The organism is Methylobacterium oryzihabitans (assembly GCF_004004555.2).
Classification (GTDB): Bacteria; Pseudomonadota; Alphaproteobacteria; order Rhizobiales; family Beijerinckiaceae; genus Methylobacterium; species Methylobacterium oryzihabitans.
This window is the reverse complement of record NZ_SACP01000042.1, coordinates 16,923-36,658: the sequence shown is the minus strand read 5'-3', so window position 1 is coordinate 36,658 and position 19,736 is coordinate 16,923. Positions and strand designations below refer to the sequence as shown.

Sequence of the window (19,736 nt, the reverse complement as noted above, 5' to 3'; positions counted from 1 at the left end):
CCGCCCGCGCCGGCGAGGGCGCCGCCCTCGCGACGGTGGTGGAGGGGCAACTCGCGGCGATGTCCGCCCTGGTCGACGCGGCCGAAGCCTGCCCGGCCCGCCGGCCCGAGGCGGTGCGGGCCCGTCTCGCGGCGGCGGTCGCCGCCCTCACGGAGGCCGGCGCCGGGGCGCTCGACCTCGACCGCCTGCACCAGGAGGCGATGCTGCTCGCCGCCAAGGCGGACATCCGCGAGGAGATCGACCGGCTGCGCGCCCACGTCGACGCCGCCCGCGACCTGCTCGCCGCCGGCGGCGCGATCGGCCGGCGCCTCGACTTCCTGGCCCAGGAATTCGGCCGCGAGGCCAACACCCTGTGCGCCAAGGCCGGCGACGTGTCGCTGTCGCGCATCGGTCTCGACCTCAAGGCGGTGGTCGAGCAATACCGCGAGCAGGTGCAGAACATCGAGTAGCCGGCAGGGCACTCGGGTGAAACCCGATTGTCGATCCCGCGGGCGCGGTGCGCTCTGCGCCCGAAGAGCGCCCCGCGCAGCGGGTCCGGGAGGACGAATGTCTTCTCGGACGCAGAGCGGAGCGAAAGCCAAAGTCACGGCGACACGACGTGTCGCGCGTGACTGCCGGCGCACGAGGCCAAGTAGGAAACCCAGGGCAATCGGGATCACCCGATGGCCCTGGAGTAGCCGGACCGGCGCCGAGCGGGTAGTGGAGCGGGTGCCGCGCCGTGCGGCGGCGCGCCGGCGCGATGGCCGGCGGGCGGAGAGAGGATGCCGATGGCCACCGGTGCCGGACCTGACCTGTTGACCTCGCCGGTCGCCCGCCGCGGCCTGGTGCTGATCCTGTCCTCGCCGTCCGGGGCCGGCAAGACGACCCTGACCCGCGCCCTCGCCCAGCGGCCGGAATGGCAGCTCGCCCTGTCGGTCTCGGTCACCACCCGGGCCCGGCGCGCCTCCGAGATCGACGGCCAGCACTACCGTTTCATCGAGCGCGAGGCGTTCGAGGACCTGCGCCAGCGCGACGACCTGCTCGAATGGGCCGAGGTCCACGGCAACTTCTACGGCACGCCGCGCCGGCCGGTGGAGAAGGCGCTGGCCGCCGGCCGCGACATGATCTTCGACATCGACTACCAGGGCACCCGGCAGGTCCGCTCGAAGCTGCGCGACGACGTGGTGACGATCTTCATCCTGCCGCCGAGCATGGCCGAACTGCGCCGCCGGCTGGAGCGCCGGGCCGAGGACTCGCCCGAGACGATCGAGAAGCGCCTGCGCAACGCCCGCACCGAGATCGAGCGCTGGTCGGAATACGACTACGTGCTGGTCAACGACGACCTCGACCGCTCGTTCAAGGCGCTGGAGGCGATCCTCACCGCCGAGCACCTGCGGCGCGAGCGCCAGACCGGCCTCGACGGCTTCGTCGGCGGGCTGCTCTCGGCCTCTGCTTCCGGCTGACCCAGCGGCCTCCGGCGCCTGCCCCAGGGACCTCACCTGCGACGTTTTCCCCCGAGGCGCCGGGCCGCCGGCGACCCTGCGGAACGAAGTGCCCACGATTCTGTTGGCCCGCCGAACAGAATCGGGGCCGTGCGCGAGGCCGGCCCGAGAACGGAGTCCGGGCGTGGATCTTGGCATCAAGGGACGGGTCGCCGTCGTCACCGGCGGCGATTCCGGCATCGGTCGCTGCACCGCCTCCCTCCTGCTGCAGGAGGGCGCGAAGGTCGTCCTGTCGGACGTCGACGCCGACGCGGTGGAGGCGGCCGCGGCCGAGCTGCGCAGCCTCGGCGAGGTCACCGCCGTCGCGGCCGACCTCACCCGCCTCGACGCGGTCGAGGCCCTGCGCGACCGCACCGAGGCCGCCTACGGCCCGGCGCACATCCTCGTCAACGCCGCCGGCATCACCGGCCCGACCGGCGACTTCCTCACCATCACCGACGCGCAGTGGATGGAGGCGATCGAGGCCGACCTGATGGCGGCGGTGCGGGTCTGCCGCGCCTTCCTGCCCGGGATGCGGTCGGCGGGCTGGGGCCGGATCGTGCTGATCGGCTCCGAGGACGCGGTCCAGCCCTACGTCGAGGAACTGCCCTACTGCGCCGCCAAGGCCGGCCTCATCAACCTGTCGAAGGGCCTGTCCAAGGCCTACGGCCCCGACGGCGTGCTGGTGAACGCGGTCTCGCCGGCCTTCATCGCGACGCCGATGACCGACGCGATGATGGAGAAGCGGGCCAAGGAGCGCGGCACCGACTTCGACGAGGCGCTGACGAGCTTCCTCGACGAGAAGCGCCCGGGCATCGTCGCCCACCGCCGCGGCGAGCCCGAGGAGGTCGCGGCCGCGATCGCGTTCCTGTGCTCGGCCCAGGCGAGCTTCATCACCGGCGCGAACCTCCGGGTCGATGGCGGGGCGGTGTTCACGATGTCGGTGTGAGGGCAGCGCGGCGCTGATCCCCTCCCCTTCCCAGGAAACCCACCCATGCAGGACATCAGTTGCGACGTGGCGGTGATCGGGGCCGGGACCGCGGGTCTCGCCGCGCGCGCCGCCGCGAACCGGGCGGGAGCCTCCACGGTCCTGATCGAGCGCGGACCGGGCGGCACGACCTGCGCCCGGGTCGGCTGCATGCCCTCGAAGCTGCTCATCGCCGCCGCCCGCGCGGCCCACGAGGCCGGCGAGGCCGGCCTGTTCGGGGTCGAGGTCGCGGGCATCCGCGTCGACGGGGCGGCGGTGATGCGCCGGGTGCGCCGCGAGCGCGACCGCTTCGTCGCCGCGGTGCTGGAGGGCGTCGAGGCCATTCCAGCGCGGGAGCGCATCGCCGGCACCGCGCGGTTCGCAGACGCGACCACGCTCCTCGTCGACGACCACACCCGGATCAGCGCCCGCGCCGTCGTGGTGGCGGCCGGGTCGAGCCCGAGCGTGCCGCCGCCGCTGCGGCCGGTCGCCGACCGGGTGCTGACCACCGACACGGTGTTCGAGATCGCGGACCTGCCCGACTCCCTCGCGGTGCTCGGCGCCGGCGCCGTCGGCCTCGAACTCGCCCAGGCGATGAGCCGGCTCGGCGTGCGGGTGACGCTGTTCGACCCCTCCTCCGCGGTCGCCGGCCTGAGCGACCCGGAGATCGCCGCCGAGGCCGCGTCCCTGATCGGCCGGGACTTCGCCCTGCATCTCGGTGCCGAGGTGACGGGGGCGGAGCCAGACGGCGACGGACTCCGCCTGCACTGGCGCGGCGGCGACGGAACCACCGGTTCCGGGTCCTTCGCCCGGGTCCTCGCCGCCGCCGGCCGGCCGCCGAACCTGGAGCCGCTCGACCTCGCCCGGACCGGGCTCGACCTCGACGAGCACGGCCTGCCGGACTTCAACCCGCGCACCCTGCAATGCGGCGCAAGCCCGATCTTCCTCGCCGGCGACGTGAATCACGAACGGCCGGTGCTGCACGAGGCGAGCCGGCAGGGCACCATCGCCGGCGGCAACGCCGCGCGCTACCCTCAGGTCGAGGCGCCGCCGCCCTGGCCGGCCTTCTCCCTCGTCTACACCGACCCGGAGATCGCGGTCGTCGGCGAGGCATTCGACGGGGACCGGGACCGGATCGTCGGGTCGGTCTCCCTCGCCGACCAGGGCCGGGCCCGGGTGATGGGGCGCAACGCCGGGGCGATCCGGCTCTACGCCGATCCGGCCGACGGCCGCCTCGTCGGCGGCGCGATGGTCGGGCCGGAGGCCGAGCACCTGTCCCATCTCCTGGCGATCGCGGTCCAGGAGGGCTGGACCGCCGGGCGGATGCTCGACCGGCCGTTCTACCACCCGACCGTCGAGGAGGGCCTGCAATCGGCGCTCAAGGAGATCGCCGAGGCGGTGGCGCGGCGAAGGGCTGCATCCCCTTCGCGGTGAGGGCGGCAGTCTCACGCACGCTGTTTCGTTCCGCGATGCGACCCGATATGGGAGAAAGACGCAATTCCCGCGTGTCCAACTCCCCATGGTCCGAGCCGCCGGCGCTTGATGTCCGATTCGTCACAGACTGCGCTGGCCGGTCGGCTCGATGCGCTGACGCCCGAACAGATCGACGGCCTCGACCAGGGCGTGATCCAGGTCGACGCCGAGGGGACGATCCTGGTCTACAACGCGGCCGAGAGCCGGTTCTCGGGCCGCAAGCCCGAGCGGGTGATCGGCCGCGACTTCTTCCGCGACGTGGCGCCCTGCACCCGGCTGCCGCATTTCTACGGCCGGTTCCGCGACGGGGTGCGCCGCGGCGCCCTCGATGAGACCTTCACCTTCGTCTACGGGTTCGACCCGCAGCCGATGCGGATGCGGGTCACCCTGTGCCGCTCGGGCATCGCCGACCGCTACTGGATCGTGTCCGAGCCGATCGAGACCCCGGTGGTCGAGCCGCGCCGCAGCGCGATCCTGGAGGCGGTCGGGCAGCGGGCCCGGGCCGAGCCGGTCGATCCGAGCCTGTGCGAGCGCGAGCCGATCCACGTTCCGGGTTCGATCCAGCCGCACGCGGTCCTGGTGGCGGGCGGGATCGACGACCTCGCCGTCACCGTGTGCAGCGCCAATGTCGGCGAGATCGTCCCTGAGAGCCCCCTCGGCCGGCCGCTCGACGGCGTGCTGCCGGCCTCGTTCATGGGCGAGATCCGCCGGGCGGTCGCGGCCGGGACGCTCGATTCCGGACGGCAGTTGCGTGCGCATCTGCGCCTGCCCGACGCGCAGGGCCGCCCCTACGTGGCGGTGGCCCACCGCAGCGGCGACCAGATCGTCGTCGAGCTCGAACTCGCCTCCGACCACCCGGAGGATTTCCGCTCGGCGAGCCAGCTCGACACCGAGATCGCCGTCGCACGCCTGCGCGCCGCCGACGACCTCGACACCACGGCGCGGGCCGCCGCCGGCGAGATCCGCCGCCTCACCGGCTTCGACCGGGTGCTGGTCTACCGCTTCGATCCCGACTGGAACGGCGCCGCGATCGCCGAGGACAAGGACCCGGGCTGGGACCGCTCGCTGCTCGGCCTGCACTTCCCGGCCTCCGACATCCCGGCCCAGGCCCGCGCGCTCTACACCCGCGCCAAGAGCCGGTTCGTGGTCGACCGCGATTCCGTGCCGGTGCCGCTGGTCGCGGCCCCCGGAACCTCGAACGACCCCGTCGACCTCACCTTCGCCCAGGCGCGCAGCCTGTCGCCGGTCCACCTCGAATACCAGCGCAACCTCGGCGTCAACGGCTCGATGTCGATCTCGATCCTGGTCGAGGGCCGGCTGTGGGGCCTGATGATCGGCCACCACCGCAAGCCGCACTACGTCGCGCCGGGGACCCGGGCGGCCGTGACCGTGCTGACCGACGCCTTCGCGATGCGGGTGCAGGAGCTGGAGAGCCGCCGCCTGTGGCGCCAGCAGCAGGAGCACCTCGCCATCGAGAGCCGGCTGGTGCGCGAACTCGCCCGCTCCGACGACATCGTCGGCGCGCTGACCGGCGGCGACACGACGCTGCTCGCCCTGTTCGACGCCACCGGCGCCGCGACGGTGGCGGACGGGGCGGTGAGCGTGCTCGGCCGCACGCCGCCGCCGGAGGCGATCCTGGCGATCGCCGCGTGGCTGCGCGCCACCCTGCCGCCCGAGCGGTCGAGCTACGTGTCGAGCGAGTTCACCCTCGCGCATCGGCCGAGCGCGGTCCATCGCGACATCGCCAGCGGCGTGCTCGCCGCCTTCGTCGATCCGAGCCGCGACCACCTGCTGCTGTGGTTCCGGCCCGAGGTGCCGAGCACGGTCACCTGGGGCGGCGACCCGCGCAAGCCGGTTCTCGCCGGCGCCGGCGGTCTCGCCGCCGTGCTGCCGCGGCGCTCGTTCGAGCGCTGGGTCGAGGAGCGGCGCGGCTCGTCCGACCCGTTCGCCGACTGGCAGGTCGGCATCGCCGAGGCCCTGGCCCAGGCGGTCGAAGGCGTGGTCCTGCGCCAGCGCCGCAAGATCGGCGAGCTGACCGGGCTGCTCGCCGACAAGGAGCGCCTGCTCGCCCAGAAGGACCTGCTCACCCGGGAGATCGACCACCGGGTCAAGAACTCGCTCCAGATCGTCTCGGCCTTCCTGCAGATGCAGAAGCGGCAGGTGAGCGACCCCGAGGCGCGCCAGGCCTTCGCCGAGACCGCCGCCCGGGTGATGAGCGTCGCCCGGGTGCACGACAGCCTGTACCAGGCCGAGAGCGTCGAGGAGGTCGATCTCGGCCAGACCATCGAGACGCTGTGCACCGACCTCGCCGGGATGGCCGGCAGCGGGCACGAACTCGACCTCGACGCCGAGCGCGGCCTGATGGTGCCCTACCGCAAGGCTGTGGCGCTCTCGCTCATCGCCACCGAACTCGTGACCAACGCCTTCAAGTACGCCTACGGCGAGGCCGGCGGCCGGGTCGCGATCAGCGTGGCGGGCGACGCGGCCGGCGGTGTCAGGCTGTCGGTCTGCGACCAGGGCAAGGGCATCCATGGCGACTGGGCCGCCGACCGGGCGCAGGGCACCGGCCTCGGCATGAAGCTGATCCGCGCCATGCTCGACCAGATCAACGCTCGGATCGAGGTCGAGAATAGACCCGGCGCCTGCTTCACGGTCACCGCGTGAGCGCCATCCTGGCGCGCCTGCGGGCGGAGACGAGGGCGGCGCACGAGGCGATCGAGCGCGACCTCGACTGGGAGCGCCGCGTCGCCACGCGGGCCGGCTACCGCACCCTGCTCGAGCGCTTCTACGGCTTCCACGCGGTGTTCGAGCCGGCGGTGGCGGCGGCGCTCGCCGACGACGCCCTGCACGCGCCGCGGCGCAAGCTCGGGCTCCTCGCGCAGGATCTCGGGTTCCACGGCCTCTCCCCCGCCGCCGTCGCGGCCCTGCCCCGGCCGCGCCGGCTGCGCCTGCCGGCGACCCGCCCGGAGGCGCTCGGCGCGCTCTACGTCACCGAGGGCTCGACCCTCGGCGGCCAGCTCATCGCCCGCCACGTCGAGCGCCATCTCGGCCTCGGCGAGGCCGGCAGCCGCTACCACCGCAGCTACGGCCGGGAGGTCGGGGCGATGTGGGCCGGCTTCCGCCGCCGCCTCGACGAGGCCGCGACGGCCGATCCGGACTGCGCCGCCGCGATCGTCGAGGGCGCCAACCGGACCTTCGCCGATCTCGGCGCGTGGCTGTGCGGGGATCCGGCGGCGTCAGCCCTGCTGCCGCGCCACGAGCCCGCGGCGGGCCTCGATCGCCTGCCAGAGTAGCAGCGCCGGCAGGCCGAGCACCACGTCGGGGACGCGCTTGACCAGCGACAGCGCCAGGGCGGCGTGGGCGTCGATGCCGAACAGGCTGCCGAGCAGGACGAAGCCGCCCTCCTGCACCCCGAGGCCGCTCGGCACCGGGAAGGCCGCCGACTTGATCGCCTGACTGAGCGATTCGAGCACCACCGCCTCGGCGAAGCCGACGCTCTCGAAGCCGAGGCAGCGCAGGGCGATCCAGATCTCGGCGGCGCCGAGGAACCACGCCGCGAGGTGGAGCAGGAACCCGTCCGCCAGCGGGCGCCAGCGGCGGCGGTCCCAGGCGGCGTCGAGGGCCGCCTGCACGCCGCCGCGGGTCCCGTCCGGCGCGGTCGCCGGATCCTCGGCGGCGAAACGGCGGACGAGCGCGGCGATGCGCGCCTCGACGAAGCCGGCGCCGCCGAAGCGCTGCACGGCGAAGAACGCCGCCAGCACCACCGCGCTCAGCGCGAGGCCCTTGGCGCACCACTGCGCCAGCACTGCCGCCTGGGCGTTGTCGAGCTGCGCCAGCAGCAGCACCCCGGTGGCGGCGAAGACCGCCTCGGTGACGACCTGGAAGAACATGTCGACCAGAATGCCGGCCGCCGACAGGGCGCCGCCGACGCCCCAGAAGGTGAGCAGGCGCGCCCCCAGCACCTCGCCGCCGACCGAGGCCACCGGCAGCAGCACGTTGATGCCCTCGCGCACGAAGCGCAGCAGCAGGAACGGCCCGATGGTCACGCCGGTGAGCCCGGCCAGCACCCGGGCCCAGGCGAGGCCGCACAGCACCAGGATCGCGAGCCGCACCAGGACCACCGCGCCGATACCCGCGAGGCCGACCCGCCCGAAGGCGTCGGCCACCGCGCCGACGTCGTTGCTGGCGACGAGCCAGACGGCGAGCCCGATCCCCGCCAGGGCGCCGACCAGGGGGATGCGCCGCAGGATCGCCCGTCCGATCCGGCGCGGAGCGGGCGCGGTCACGGGGCGTCGGCCACGCGGCCCGGCAGGAGCGCCGCCAGCATCGCCGCCGGCTCGGCGGCGGGATCGAACACCAGCAGGCGGCCGTCGCGCAGGGAGGCACCCGACGCGAGAGTGAGGCTGCGCTTCGGGCACAGGCCGAGGCAGCCGACCTCGACCACCCGCAGCCGGCCGCCGCCGCGCAGCCGCTTGGCCCCCTGCTTGAGCCCGCGCCGCACCGCCTTGGCGCCGACGCCCTGCCGCTTGGCGCACTTGGCGCACACCATCACGATCTCGGTCCACGGCGCCGCGGCGAGCTTCGCCCCGTCGCGGGTGTTCGCCCCGTCGCGGGTGTTCGCCCCGTCGTCCTTCGGGCTGGTTCCGGTCAACTCGTGTCGCTCCCGCGCGCCGCCCCCGGCGACGCCCGTGGTTAACCGGCCGCCCGACGGGGTGCAACGCGACATTGCGCGGTCCCGGCGGCCGGATGCTCTCCACGGCCCGTCGTCCACGGACAGTCAGACAACGTTCAGGCTGCCTGACGCAAGTTGCGATCACTTGAGGGCCTGCCAAAAGGCCGCGTCTTCGACGCAGTCCGGCAAGTCTTCATCAATTCGGGAGACGATGATGTCGCACGTTCAACGCCTGTTGTCGGCCGGCCGGGCCCTGATCGTGGCCGGAACCCTGGCTTTCGGCGGATCGTTGCTGGCCGGACAGGGCGCCCAGGCGCTGCCCGCCGGCTCCGCCGACGGGTTCGCCGCCCCGCATGCCGTCGAGACGGTGCAGCATTGGGGCCATCACCACGGCTGGGGCCACCACCGCCGTCACCACCATCACGGCTGGGGGCACCGCCATCACCATCACCACGGCTGGGGGCACGGCCACCGGCGCCACTACGGCTGGGGGGGGCGCCACGGCGGCCACCGTCACCATCACGGGCACTTCTAAATAGAAACTCGCTGCAAACGACTGGTTTTGCAGTCGAAATTTTAAGCGCGGGATCCCCTCTCCCGGGTGGGAGAGGGGTAGGGGTGAGGGTGGAGACGGTGCCGGATCAGGCCACAACGGTTGAGCTGCGCAGCTCGACGCTGGGCGTTCATCTCGGAACCCGGGCCACCCTCACCCCCGGCCCCTCTCCCACTCGGGAGAGGGGAGCCGCGCCACGATGAAGCCGCCTTCCACGGTTGCAACGGCTGCAGGCGGACCACCGCCCGGTTTCATCCGCAAGGGACGGCAAAGCCGGTGAGCAACTGATACGGCTTTCGGGATTCGTTCCGAAAACCGTACACCCGCCCGCGCCGCGCATGAGCGAAGCCGCTCTTCGCATCGCGAAGCGATGGCACGGCAATCGCCACGATCCCGCTGGGATCGCCAAGCGATCAACCGGAAGTCGTCCGACAGCGTGCGGCGTGCCCCTCGGGGGCACGCCGTCCGCGCGTCATCCGCGGTCGATCTGCGCTGGCGGGCCCGTCTCGCGGGAGCCGCCGCTCTTGCGAAAGCTGCTCAGGACGCCGGCCGAACCAGCGCCGACACCGTCTCCGGGGCGCAGCGCACGGAGCCGCGCCGCGTGGGCGCCGCCTGGGGGGCGGATCCGGAGGACGCTTCCGGTCCCGGTTCGACAGGCCAGCCGAGATCGCGCTCGGTCTCGGCGAGATAGCGGTCGAGGGGCCTTCCGACGTCGCGAAACAGCCCGCCGACGCCGAGGGCGTCGGTCACTTCGTGGAACAGCATGGTCGAACAGGCCCCGGAACGGAGGACGGGGCGCCCGCGGGCGCCCGCTTCTGACCAGATGACGGCCGTTGACCTGATCCGTTCCGGAAATCCGGCGAAATTCATCGCCGCCGGTGGCGCCTGCCGGCAGCGGGCTCGTGATACGGTCTCCTCGTGATCAGTTCAGCGTGTGCGTCGGCACGAGGGCTGCGGGCCACCCGTGGAAGCGGGTGCCGAGCGGATCGCCTCGGTCACGTCTCGCCTCGAGCCCCCTCCCCCGGCCGGAGCGCGATGTCGAGCCAGCCGTAGCGGTTGACCGTGACGACGTCGCCCTCGCCGGCCAGGACCGTGGTGGTCTCGGCCTCGAACAGGGCCGGGCCGGCGACGGTCGTGCCGGGCACCAGCGCCTCGACCCGGTGGACCGGCACGGTGCGCCAGCCGTCGAGGAAGATCCGCCGCTCGCCCGGCGACGGCGCCGCGGCCGGGATCTCGGCGGGCCGCAGCGAGGCCGCCGGCACCGCTCCCACCGCCGCGACCCGGGCGTTGACGAACACCACCTCCTGGTCGCGGGAGGCGTAGGTGAACAGCTCCTCGTGCCGGGCGTGGAAGCGCTCGTGGACCCGGGCGACGAGATCGGGGGCGTCCCAGGCGAGGTCGTCGAGGGGCACGTCGATCTCGAACACCTGCTCGCCGTAGCGCATCTCGGCCGAGCGCTCGATGCGCGGCGGAGCGTCGGTCCATTCGCGCAGGCGCGCGCCCGCCCGGGCTTCCAGATCGGAAAAGATCGCCCGCAAGCCCTCGTCGTCCACCGCCGCGCTCTCGCCGACATGGGTGCGGCTCACCTCGTAGCGCAGGTCGCTCGCCAGCATCCCCCAGGCCGACAGGACCGAGGCGACGGTCGGCACGACGACGCGGGGAATCTCCAGTTCGCGGGCGACCGCGACCGCGTGCAGGCCCGCCGCGCCGCCGAAGGACAGGAGCGCGAAGCGGCGGGGATCGACGCCCCGGCGCAGGGTCATCAGCCGGATGCCGTCGGCCATCCTCAGGTTGATGAGCCGGTGGATGCCGAGCGCGGTCTCGTCGCGCGACAGGCCGAGCCGGGGCGCCAGCGCGTCGACCGCGGCCTCGGCCGCCGCCTGGTCGAGCCGCTTGCGGCCGCCCAGGAAGGTGGCGGGGTCGAGGTAGCCGAGCAGCAGGTTGGCGTCGGTCACCGCCGGCCGCGTGCCGCCACCGCCGTAGCAGGCCGGCCCCGGCACGGCGCCGGCGCTCTCCGGCCCGACCTGGAAGCGGCCGTCGGCGAAGCTCGCCAGCGAGCCGCCGCCGGCCGCCACCGAGGCGATGTCGAGGGAGCGCAGGGCGATCCGCTCGCCGGCGAGCCCGCGGGCGCCCGACAGCGCCGCCTGCCCGTCGACGATCAGCGAGATGTCGGTCGAGGTGCCGCCGACGTCGAACGGGATCAGGTCGGGGATGCCGAGCATCGCCGCGCAAAGCCGCGCCCCGGCGACGCCGCCGGCCGGGCCCGACAGCACGGTCGCGGCGGCGAGCCGGCCCGCCTCCTCGACCGGCGCCATGCCGCCGTGGGACAGGATGATGAACAGCGAGCCGGACAGCCCGCCCTCGCGCAGGCGGTGCTCCAAACGTGCGAGGTAGCGCTGCACCGCGGGCCCGACATAGGCGTTCACCACCGTCGTCGAGACGCGCTCGTACTCCTTGATCTGGGGCAGCACGTCGCTGGAGCGCGAGACGGAAACCTCGGGCAGGTCGCGCGCCAGCCGCTCGACCGTGGCGATCTCGTGGGCCGGGTTGCGGTAGGCGTGCAGGTAGCACACCGCGACCGAGGTCGCGCCGGACTCGCGCACCCGCGCCACCGCCGCGTCCAGGGAGGCGTCGTCGAGAGGAATCGCCACCGAGCCGTCGGCGCGCAGGCGCTCGCGCACGCCGATGCGCAGCGCACGCGGGACCAGCGGCGCGGGCGGGGGCGAGCGCAGGTCGTAGCGGTCGTCCTTCAGGCCCTCGCGCATCTCCAGCACGTCGCGGTGGCCCTCGGTGGTGAGGAGCGCGACCCGGGCGCCCTTGCGCTCCAGGAGCGCGTTGGTCGCGACCGTTGTCCCGTGGACGATCCGCTCGGTGCCGGCGAGCAGGGCGCGCAGGCCGAGGCCGAGCCGGCCGGCCAGCTCCTCCAGCCCCGCGAGCACGCCGAGCGACGGGTCGGCGGGGGTGGACGGCGACTTGGCGAACACCGTCGCGCCGTCGCGGTCGATCGCCACGAGGTCCGTGAAGGTGCCGCCGACGTCGATTCCGATCCTGAACTGCGTCACCTCAGCCCTCTCCCCTGCCGCTCACCAGCCCCTCGGCCCGGTCCCGCTCGCGGGCGGCCGGGTCGCGGGCCTCCGGCGGCCCCCAGCCGCCGCCGCCGCCGGAGCGGACCTCGAACACGTCGCCGGGCCGCACCGGGATGCCCGTCTCCTTGGTCTTCAGCACCCGCGGCGCGCAGCCCTCCGACAGCAGCCGGTAGGCGTGCGGAGCGGCGTCGCGCCCGCCCTGCATGCCCGGGGCGCCGTAGCGGATGCCGTCGCCCGCGGTGTTGGCGAGCGCCGGCGCCGCGGTCTCGACCACGAGGTCGAGGGCGGCGCCGAGGCCGCCGCGGAATTGTCCGTCGCCGCCGGAATCGGGCAGGAACTCGTGGCGGCGGAAATGCAGGGGGAAGCGCACCTCGGCGAATTCGACGCTGCCGAACTTGAGGCCGCCGACCGTGTGCCACTCGCCGGCCGAGGACCAGCCGTCGCCGCCCGACGAGGCGCCGCCGCCCGGGCGGGCGTGGAACATGTGCCAGATGAAGCCGCGCCCGGTGCGCGGGTCCTCGCCCTGGATCGCGATGCGGAAGCGCCGGCCCCAGCCCGCCATCGCCCGCTCGGGGCAGGCCTGCGACAGCGCCTTGACGATCGCCTCGACGATCTCGTCGGAGGGGTGGCTGGTGCACATCGTCACCGGCCGGCCCGGCTCCGACCACACGATCGTGCCTTCCCGCGCCTTGACGGTGAGCGGGCGGAACGCGCCGGCGTTCTTCGGCACGTCCGGGTCGAGCAGGTAGGCGAAGGCCATCGCGCAGGCCGACTGCATGTTGGCGTGCGAGGAATTGACGAAGCTCGTGCTCTGCGGGTCGGAGGCCGAGAGGTCGACCTCGACGTCGCTGCCGGCCACGGTCACCCGGGCGTGGATGCGGATGTCCTCGCGGCCGTGGCCGTCGTCGTCGAGGAACGCCTCGCCCTCGTAGACGCCGTCGGCCCAGGTCGACACGATCGCGCGGGCGCGCTGCTCGGCGGCGTCGAACAGGCCGTCCACCGCCTGCACCACCACCAGCCCGCCGAACTCGGCGAACAGCTTCCTCATCCGGCGCTCGCCCAGGGTGGCGGCGCCGACCATCGCCGCGAGGTCGCCGCGGAAGTCGCGGCCGTTGCGGGTGTTGAGCGCCAGGAGGTCGATCAGGTCCTCGCGCAGGCGCCCGGCCTCGGCGAGGCGGACCGGCGGCACCCGCAGGCCCTCGGTCCAGATGTCGCGGGCATCCGGGTTGTAGGCGCCGTAGGTCGAGCCGCCGATGTCGCTCTGGTGCGCCCGCACGATGGTCCAGAACAGGCGCGCCTCGCCGTCGAAGACCGGCACGAAGGCGGTGAGGTCCGGCAGGTGCGAGCCGCCGTGATAGGGGTCGTTCATCAGGAAGACGTCGCCCGGCACCACGTCGCGGAACCGCTCCTCAACGGCGCGGGTGGCCCAGGGCAGGGCGCCGACATGGACCGGGATGTGGTCGGCCTGGGCGACGAGGCGGCCCTCGACGTCGGTGATGCCGATCGAGAAGTCGCGGCTCGAATTGAGGATCTGCGAGTACGAGGTCCGCAGCATCGCCTCGCCCATCTCGGTGACGATGGAGGAGAGACGATGCTCGACGACCGAGCGGGTGATGGGATCGACGGGGCGCGGCATGGCGGTGCTCCGGACGCTCAGGCCGAGGCCGAACGGCTGAGGGCGGCCGAGACCGCGGCGAGGATGTCCGCGAGGTCGTCGTCGGTCATCGGGGTCGAGAGCGCCATCAGGCCGTAGCTCGCCATCATCACCCCCTCGTCGAGGAGGGCGCGGAAGAACGCCGCCTGCCGCGCCGCCTCGGCCGGGCCGTGATGAGCCGAGCGGTAGTCGCGCACCGGGCGGTCGGTGAAGTGGATCTTCATCAGCGAGCCGAGCCCGGTCGCCCCGCCCGGCACGCCGGCCCGGCGGAAGGCGTCGTCGATCCCGGCCCGGACGCGCTCGCCCATCGCGTCGAGGCGCGCGAAGGCGGCCTCGTCGAGGAGGTCCATCGCGGCGAGGCCGGCGCGCATCGTCACCGGGTTGGCCGAGAAGGTGCCGCCGGCCGGGAGCGCCGGCTTGCCCTCGCTCGGGTCGAACACCGCCATCACGTCGGCCCGCCCGCCGGTGGCGCCGACGGGGAAGCCGCCGCCCATGATCTTGCCGAACGCCGTCAGGTCCGCCGCGACGTCCCAGATCGGCTGCGCCCCGGCATGGCCGAGGCGGAACGAGATCACCTCGTCGAAGATCAGCAGGGCGCCGACCTCGCGCGTCACCTCGCGCAGGGCCTGGATGTAGGCCCGGTCGGCCGGGACGAGGCCGGCGCGGTTCGGCATCGGGTCGACCAGCACGCAGGCGAGGTCGGTCCCGTGGGCGCGGATGAGTCCGACCGCGCCGTCGATGTCGTTGAACGGGATCGTCACGACGTCGTCGAGCACCGCCTGCGGCGTGCCGCGGGCGTAGGCGACCGAGGCCGGCGGCGCCTGGGTCCAGCTCGCGGCCGGCGTCTCCAGGCTGACCTCGGCGTAGTCGTAGGAGCCGTGATAGGCGCCCTCGCACTTGGCGATCTTCGGCCGCCCGGTGAAGGCGCGCGCCGCCTTGAGGGCGTTCATCACCGCCTCGGTGCCGGAATTGCTGAACCGGACCCGCTCGACCGAGGCGACGCGGCCGCACAGCAATTCGGCGAGCTCGACCTCCGAGGCGGTCGGCAGGCCCGGCGCGCTGCCGAGGCGGATCTGGGCGCAGGCGGCCTCGACCAGGGCCGGATGGGCGTGGCCATGGATCAGCGAGGTGAAGTTGTTGATGCAGTCGATGCGGGCGGTGCCGTCGAGGTCGATCACCCGGCAGCCCTCGCCGCGCTCGGCGTAGAGCTGGTAGGGCTTCATGAACACGGTGGTGCGGGTGTTGCCGCCCGGCAGGCTGGCGCGGGCGCGCTCGTGCATCGCCTTGGAGCGCGATGCCGGATCGGGATAGGTCATGACGTCGCTCCTGGTCGGGGTCCGGCGGGGCGGATCAGCGGCCGAGATAGGCCTCGCGCACCCGCGGGTTGCTCCTGAGTTCGGCGGCCGGGCCCGCGAGGACGACGCGGCCGGTCTCCAACACGTAGCCGCGGTCGGCGACCGCCAGCGCCAGCACGGTGTTCTGCTCGACCACGAGGATCGTCAGCCCGCTCGCCCGGATGCGGCCGACGCGCTCGTAGACCTCCTCGGCGAGCCGCGGCGCGAGGCCCAGCGACGGCTCGTCGAGCAGCAGCAGCTTCGGGCGCGCCATCAGGGCGCGGCCGATGGCGAGCATCTGCTGCTCGCCGCCCGACAGCGACCAGCCGAGCTGGCGCCGCCGCTCCTTGAGGCGGGGAAACAGGTCGAACGCGAAGGCGAGCTCGTCGGCGAAGGCACCGCCGGGCCGGCGCCACGGGGCGGTGGCGACGACGAGGTTCTCCTCGACGGTGAGGCCGGGGAAGATCTTGCGCCCCTCCGGCGCGTGGGCGATGCCGAGGCGCACCCGCTTCTCGCAGGAGACGCGCCGGAGCGAGGCGCCGGCGAAGCGGATGTCGCCGCCGCGGATCGCGTTCAGCCCCGAGATCGTCTGGAGCAGCGTCGTCTTGCCGGCGCCGTTGGCGCCGATCAGCGCCACGGTCTCGCCCCCGCGCACCTCCAGACCGATTCCGTGCAGCGCGACGCTGTCGCCGTAGGCGACCGTCAGGTCCTCAATGGCCAGCATGGGCGGCCCCCTCGCCGAGATAGGCGGCGAGCACCGCCGGATCGGCCTGGACCTCGGCCGGCGTGCCCTCGGCGATCCGGCGACCGAAGTTCAGCACCACGACCCGCTCGGCGAGCCGCATCACCATGCCCATGTTGTGCTCGATCAGGACCACGGCGACGCGATCCTCGGCCCGGATCGCCCGCAGGCGCGCCATCAGGTCCTCGACCTCGCCGAGGTTGAGCCCCGCCGCCGGCTCGTCGAGGAGCAGCACCCGCGGCTCGCCGGCCAGCACCCGGGTCAGCTCCACCATCCGGCGGTTGCCGTAGGACAGGGCCGAGATCGGCTGGTCGGCCATGTGCTCCAATCCCATCCGGCCGAGCTGCGCCAAGGCGTGCCGGCGCAGGGCGGATTCGCTCCGCCCGGTCCGGTTGGCGGCCCCGACCATGATGTTCTCGACCACGCTGAGGCGCGGAAACAGCCGGCCGTGCTGGAAGGTCCGGCCGAGGCCGGCGCGGATGCGCCGGTGGGTCGGCAGCCGGGTGACGTCGCGCCCGTCGAGGACGATGTGCCCGCTCGTCGGGGCCGACAGGCCGGTGAGGACGTTGAGCAGCGTCGACTTGCCGGCGCCGTTGGGGCCGATCAGGGCGACGAACTCGCCGTCCCCGACGCTCAGGTCGACCTCGGCCAGAGCGACGAGGCCGCCGAACCGCTTGGTGATGCCGGTCGCGGCGAGGACGGTCTCGGCACTCATCGCCGCGTTCATGGCTGCACTCCCGGCCGCGCTCCCCCGGGCGCCGAGGCGGCCGGCCGGACGGGGCGGCGCCAGCGCCGCGCGAGGCCGACGATGCCGGTCGGCAGGAAGACCAGGATCGCCAGCATCATCAGGCCGAAGAAGGCGAGGTAGCCCTCGCCGAGGACCCGCAGCCACTCGGGCAGGAAGGTGAGGAGCGCCGCCCCGACGATCGCGCCGGCGACCGAGCCCTCGCCGCCGACGATCAGCATCGACAGGAAGGTGATCGCGTGGGCGACGTTGAAGTCGTCGGGCGAGACGAAGTGGACATGGACCGCGAACAGGCAGCCGGCGACCGCGGCGTAGAGCGCCGACAGCACGAAGGCGGCGACGCTGACGCCGGTCACGTCGATCCCGGTCATCGCCGCGGCGGTCTCGTCGTCGCGCACCGCCATCATCGCCCGGCCGAGGCGCGAGGCGTGGATCGCCAGCGCCGCGAGGCCGAGCACCGCCAGCACCGCGAGCCCGAACCACAGGAAGGTCCGCTCGCCCTCGATCCTGTGGCCGGCCAGCGTCAGGCCCGGGATCTGCGCGATGCCGTTGGTGCCGCCGGTGAGTTCGATCCAGTTCGCCGCGACGATGCCGAAGCTGACGTTGAGCCCGAGCGTCGCCAGGGCGAGGTAGTGCCCCTTGAGCCGCAGGAGCGGGTAGCCGAGGGCGGCCGCCGCGAGGCCGGTTCCGGCGACCGCGGGGATCGCCGCGAGCCAGGGCGACCAGCCGGCCTTCGTGGTCAGGATCGCGAGCCCGTAGGCGCCGAGCCCGACGAACGCGGAATGCCCGAGCGAGATCAGCCCGGCATAGCCGAAGGCGAAGTTGAGCCCGACCACCGCGACCGCCGCGATGACCGCCATGTTGAGCAGCCGCAGCGTGTACTCGGACACCACGAAGGACAGGGCGAGGCCGGCGAGCAGAAGGGCGGCGAGGACGAGGACGGAGCGCATGGCGGTCAGCCCCGGTCCTGGATGCGCTCGCCGAACACCCCCTGCGGGCGCACGAGCAGGAACAGGATCATCGCCCCGAAAGCGATCAGGTCCTTGTAGGCCGACGAGACGTAGGAGGCGCCGAGCACCTCGGCGAGGCCGACGAACAGGCCGCCGGCGATGGCGCCGGGCAGGCTGCCGAAGCCGCCGATGATCGTCGCCGCGAAGGCCTTGAGGGCGATGGGATCGCCCATGTTGACGTCGGCGAACCACATCGGGCCGAGCATCAGCCCGGCGATGCCGGCGAGCAGGGCGGCGAGCACCCAGGTGAAGGCGAGCAGCGCGTTGACCCGCAGGCCCATGAGGCGCGCCGTGCGGGCATCCTGCGCCACCGCCCGCATGGCGATGCCGAGCGCGGTGCGATTGAGGAGCAGCCACAGCAGTCCGATCAGCAGAGCGGTCGCGACCACCACCGCGACGGCGTGGAGCGGGATCACCGCGCCGGCGACCTCCAGCATCATCCCCTCGACCGGCGAGACGAGGCGGAACGGCCACGAGCCGAAGGTGAGCAGCGCCGCGTTCTGGAGCGTGATGCCGATCGCCACCGTGCCGATGATGATCGTGACGACCGGGCTCTTCGACAGCGGCAGGTAGACCACGGCGTAGAACAGCAGGCCGAACAAAGCCATCAGGGCGAGCGCCCCGGCATAGCCGACCGGCAGCGGCCAGCCGGCATTCACCAGCGTCGCCACCCCCGCGAAGGTGCCGAGCATCACGAACTGGCCGGCGGCGAAGTTCACGACCCCGGTGGCGGAGTAGACGATCACGAAGCCGATCGCGGCGAGCGCGTAGACGCTGCCGAGCGCGAGCCCGTTCGTCAGGAGTTGGATCAGGTCGGCCATCGCTGCGGGGCGCGGTCAGTCGAGCTTGACGCTGGTGACCGCCTCGAGGGCCTTGGTGCCGGGCTTCGCCTTGACCACCGCGACGTCGCCGACGCCGTTGCCCTTCCCGTCGAAGGTGTAGGCGTGGCCGATGCCCTCCCAGCCCTTCACCCCGGCGAGCCAGTCGCGCAGGGCCTTCGGCTCGGTGCCGACCTGGCGCATCCCCTCGGCCATCAGCATCGCGCCGTCGTAATAGGCGAGACCGTAGGCGTCGGCGTCGGTGCCGAACTTCGCCTTGTAGCGATCGGCGAAGTCCTTCATGCGCCCGCCGGCGCCGGGATCGACGAAGGCGTCGACCACGCCCCAGACGTTGTCGAGGTCGGCCGGCGACAGGAGTTGCATCGCCGCCGGCACGAAGGCCGCCGAGGAGGCGACGACCGGCATCTTGAGGCCGAGCGCCTTGGCCTGCCGCAGCAGCAGCGCGCCGTCGGCCGGGTAGCAGAACACCAGCACCACGTCGGCCCCGGCCGAGCGCAGGCGCAGGAGCTGGGCGGAGAAGTCCTTGTCGTTCTGGCCGTAGGCCTCGCTGGCCACGACCTTGATGCCGGCCTCTTCGAGCCGCCTGGCCGCGACGCCGGCGCCGCCCTGGCCGAAATCGTTCTGGATGTAGAGGATGCCGGGCTTCGTCGCCTTGAGCTGCGTGGTCATGAACCGGACCATCGCCCGGGCCGCGAGGCTGTCGGTCGGCCGGATCCGGAACATCCAGGAATTGCCGTTCTCGGCCACCGCGTCGGCGCCGCCGGCATACATCACCGGGATCGCCGCCTTGGCGACCTCGGGGGCGACGGCGAGGTTCTGGGTCGAGTAGCTGGTCAGGAAGGCGAAGGGGGGCTTGGTCTCCTGCACCAGCTTCACGAAGGCCGAGACCGCGGTGCTGTTCGACGCGCCGGCATCCTCGATCGCGAGCCTGACCGGCCGGCCCTTGATGCCGCCGGCCTTGTTGATGTCCTCGGCCGCCATCGTGAGCGTGTTGAAGTAGAGCTTGCCGGTGAGCGACAGCGGTCCGGTGGTCGGCACGGTGGCGCCGACCGTGATCGGCTCCTCCGCCGCCCGGGCGGCGCCCCCGGCGAGGAGGACCGCGGCTGCGGCGGCGAGCATCGTCCTGCGTGTCCGAACCACCATCCGATCCCCTCCTGCCGCTTCACAAGCCCGCCGGTTCGGGCTATCAGTTCCGATAAAC

General features: G+C 73.3%; 18 protein-coding genes. 7 read left to right on the top strand and 11 right to left on the bottom strand.

Features of this window, described 5'->3' with window-relative positions; genetic code table 11:
- The 6 genes from EOE48_RS26280 to EOE48_RS26255 all read left to right on the top strand — a co-directional run.
- Positions 1-449 (top strand): endoribonuclease YicC domain-containing protein (locus EOE48_RS26280; protein ID WP_127733841.1); only part of this gene is annotated, 449 nt, incomplete at its 5' end.
- 312 nt (positions 450-761) lie between these two features.
- A complete protein-coding gene (gene gmk / locus EOE48_RS26275) occupies positions 762-1,442 on the top strand; it encodes a guanylate kinase (RefSeq protein WP_246154916.1) in 681 nt (226 codons plus the stop codon).
- Positions 1,443-1,605: 163 nt separating this feature from the next.
- On the top strand, positions 1,606-2,409 hold the full coding sequence (locus EOE48_RS26270) for an SDR family NAD(P)-dependent oxidoreductase (protein WP_127733840.1): 804 nt from the start codon (positions 1,606-1,608) through the stop codon (positions 2,407-2,409).
- Positions 2,410-2,454: 45 nt separating this feature from the next.
- Positions 2,455-3,861, top strand: a complete 1,407-nt coding sequence (locus tag EOE48_RS26265; protein ID WP_127733839.1) for a dihydrolipoyl dehydrogenase — start codon at positions 2,455-2,457, stop codon at positions 3,859-3,861.
- A 108-nt stretch (positions 3,862-3,969) separates the two neighbouring features.
- On the top strand, positions 3,970-6,564 hold the full coding sequence (locus tag EOE48_RS26260) for a histidine kinase dimerization/phosphoacceptor domain -containing protein (protein WP_127733838.1): 2,595 nt from the start codon (positions 3,970-3,972) through the stop codon (positions 6,562-6,564).
- Positions 6,561-7,193 carry a biliverdin-producing heme oxygenase gene (locus EOE48_RS26255; protein ID WP_127733837.1) on the top strand — a complete coding sequence of 211 codons (633 nt, stop codon included), beginning with the start codon at positions 6,561-6,563 and terminating at the stop codon, positions 7,191-7,193. The genes EOE48_RS26260 and EOE48_RS26255 overlap by 4 nt, the downstream gene beginning before the upstream one ends.
- Here EOE48_RS26255 and EOE48_RS26250 read toward each other — a convergent pair.
- On the bottom strand, positions 7,137-8,186 hold the full coding sequence (locus EOE48_RS26250; protein WP_127733836.1) for a lysylphosphatidylglycerol synthase domain-containing protein: 1,050 nt from the start codon (positions 8,184-8,186) through the stop codon (positions 7,137-7,139). The two genes, EOE48_RS26255 and EOE48_RS26250, sit on opposite strands and share 57 nt — an antisense overlap.
- Complete coding sequence (locus EOE48_RS26245; protein ID WP_246154910.1) at positions 8,183-8,551, bottom strand: (2Fe-2S) ferredoxin domain-containing protein; 369 nt, start codon at positions 8,549-8,551, stop codon at positions 8,183-8,185. The genes EOE48_RS26250 and EOE48_RS26245 overlap by 4 nt, the downstream gene beginning before the upstream one ends.
- Positions 8,552-8,786: 235 nt before the next feature.
- Here EOE48_RS26245 and EOE48_RS26240 point away from each other — a divergent pair, with 235 nt between their 5' ends.
- Positions 8,787-9,107, top strand: coding sequence for a hypothetical protein (locus tag EOE48_RS26240; RefSeq protein WP_127733835.1), 321 nt, complete (start codon positions 8,787-8,789; stop codon positions 9,105-9,107).
- A 555-nt stretch (positions 9,108-9,662) separates the two neighbouring features.
- On the opposite strand, the gene EOE48_RS26235 is transcribed toward EOE48_RS26240, so the two are convergent.
- The 9 genes from EOE48_RS26235 to EOE48_RS26195 all read right to left on the bottom strand — a co-directional run bounded on the left by EOE48_RS26235 (position 9,663) and on the right by EOE48_RS26195 (position 19,678).
- On the bottom strand, positions 9,663-9,995 hold the full coding sequence (locus tag EOE48_RS26235) for a hypothetical protein (protein ID WP_127733834.1): 333 nt from the start codon (positions 9,993-9,995) through the stop codon (positions 9,663-9,665).
- Positions 9,996-10,120: 125 nt separating this feature from the next.
- Positions 10,121-12,187 (bottom strand): hydantoinase/oxoprolinase family protein, encoded by a 2,067-nt coding sequence (locus tag EOE48_RS26230; protein WP_127733833.1) that lies wholly within the window; start codon positions 12,185-12,187, stop codon positions 10,121-10,123.
- Position 12,188: 1 nt separating this feature from the next.
- Complete coding sequence (locus EOE48_RS26225; RefSeq protein ID WP_127733832.1) at positions 12,189-13,847, bottom strand: hydantoinase B/oxoprolinase family protein; 1,659 nt, start codon at positions 13,845-13,847, stop codon at positions 12,189-12,191.
- A 17-nt stretch (positions 13,848-13,864) separates the two neighbouring features.
- Positions 13,865-15,181 (bottom strand): aspartate aminotransferase family protein, encoded by a 1,317-nt coding sequence (locus EOE48_RS26220; protein WP_127733831.1) that lies wholly within the window; start codon positions 15,179-15,181, stop codon positions 13,865-13,867.
- 34 nt (positions 15,182-15,215) lie between these two features.
- Positions 15,216-15,923, bottom strand: coding sequence for an ABC transporter ATP-binding protein (locus EOE48_RS26215; RefSeq protein ID WP_127733830.1), 708 nt, complete (start codon positions 15,921-15,923; stop codon positions 15,216-15,218).
- Positions 15,910-16,668, bottom strand: coding sequence for an ABC transporter ATP-binding protein (locus EOE48_RS26210; RefSeq protein ID WP_246154907.1), 759 nt, complete (start codon positions 16,666-16,668; stop codon positions 15,910-15,912). Before EOE48_RS26210 ends, EOE48_RS26215 begins: the two co-directional genes overlap by 14 nt.
- On the bottom strand, positions 16,665-17,636 hold the full coding sequence (locus EOE48_RS26205) for a branched-chain amino acid ABC transporter permease (RefSeq protein WP_127733829.1): 972 nt from the start codon (positions 17,634-17,636) through the stop codon (positions 16,665-16,667). Before EOE48_RS26205 ends, EOE48_RS26210 begins: the two co-directional genes overlap by 4 nt.
- A gap of 5 nt (positions 17,637-17,641) precedes the next feature.
- Entirely contained in the window at positions 17,642-18,517 is an 876-nt protein-coding gene (locus EOE48_RS26200) for a branched-chain amino acid ABC transporter permease (protein WP_127733828.1), read from the bottom strand.
- 15 nt (positions 18,518-18,532) lie between these two features.
- A complete protein-coding gene (locus tag EOE48_RS26195; protein WP_127733827.1) occupies positions 18,533-19,678 on the bottom strand; it encodes an ABC transporter substrate-binding protein in 1,146 nt (381 codons plus the stop codon).
- Between the last annotated feature and the right edge of the window lie 58 nt (positions 19,679-19,736).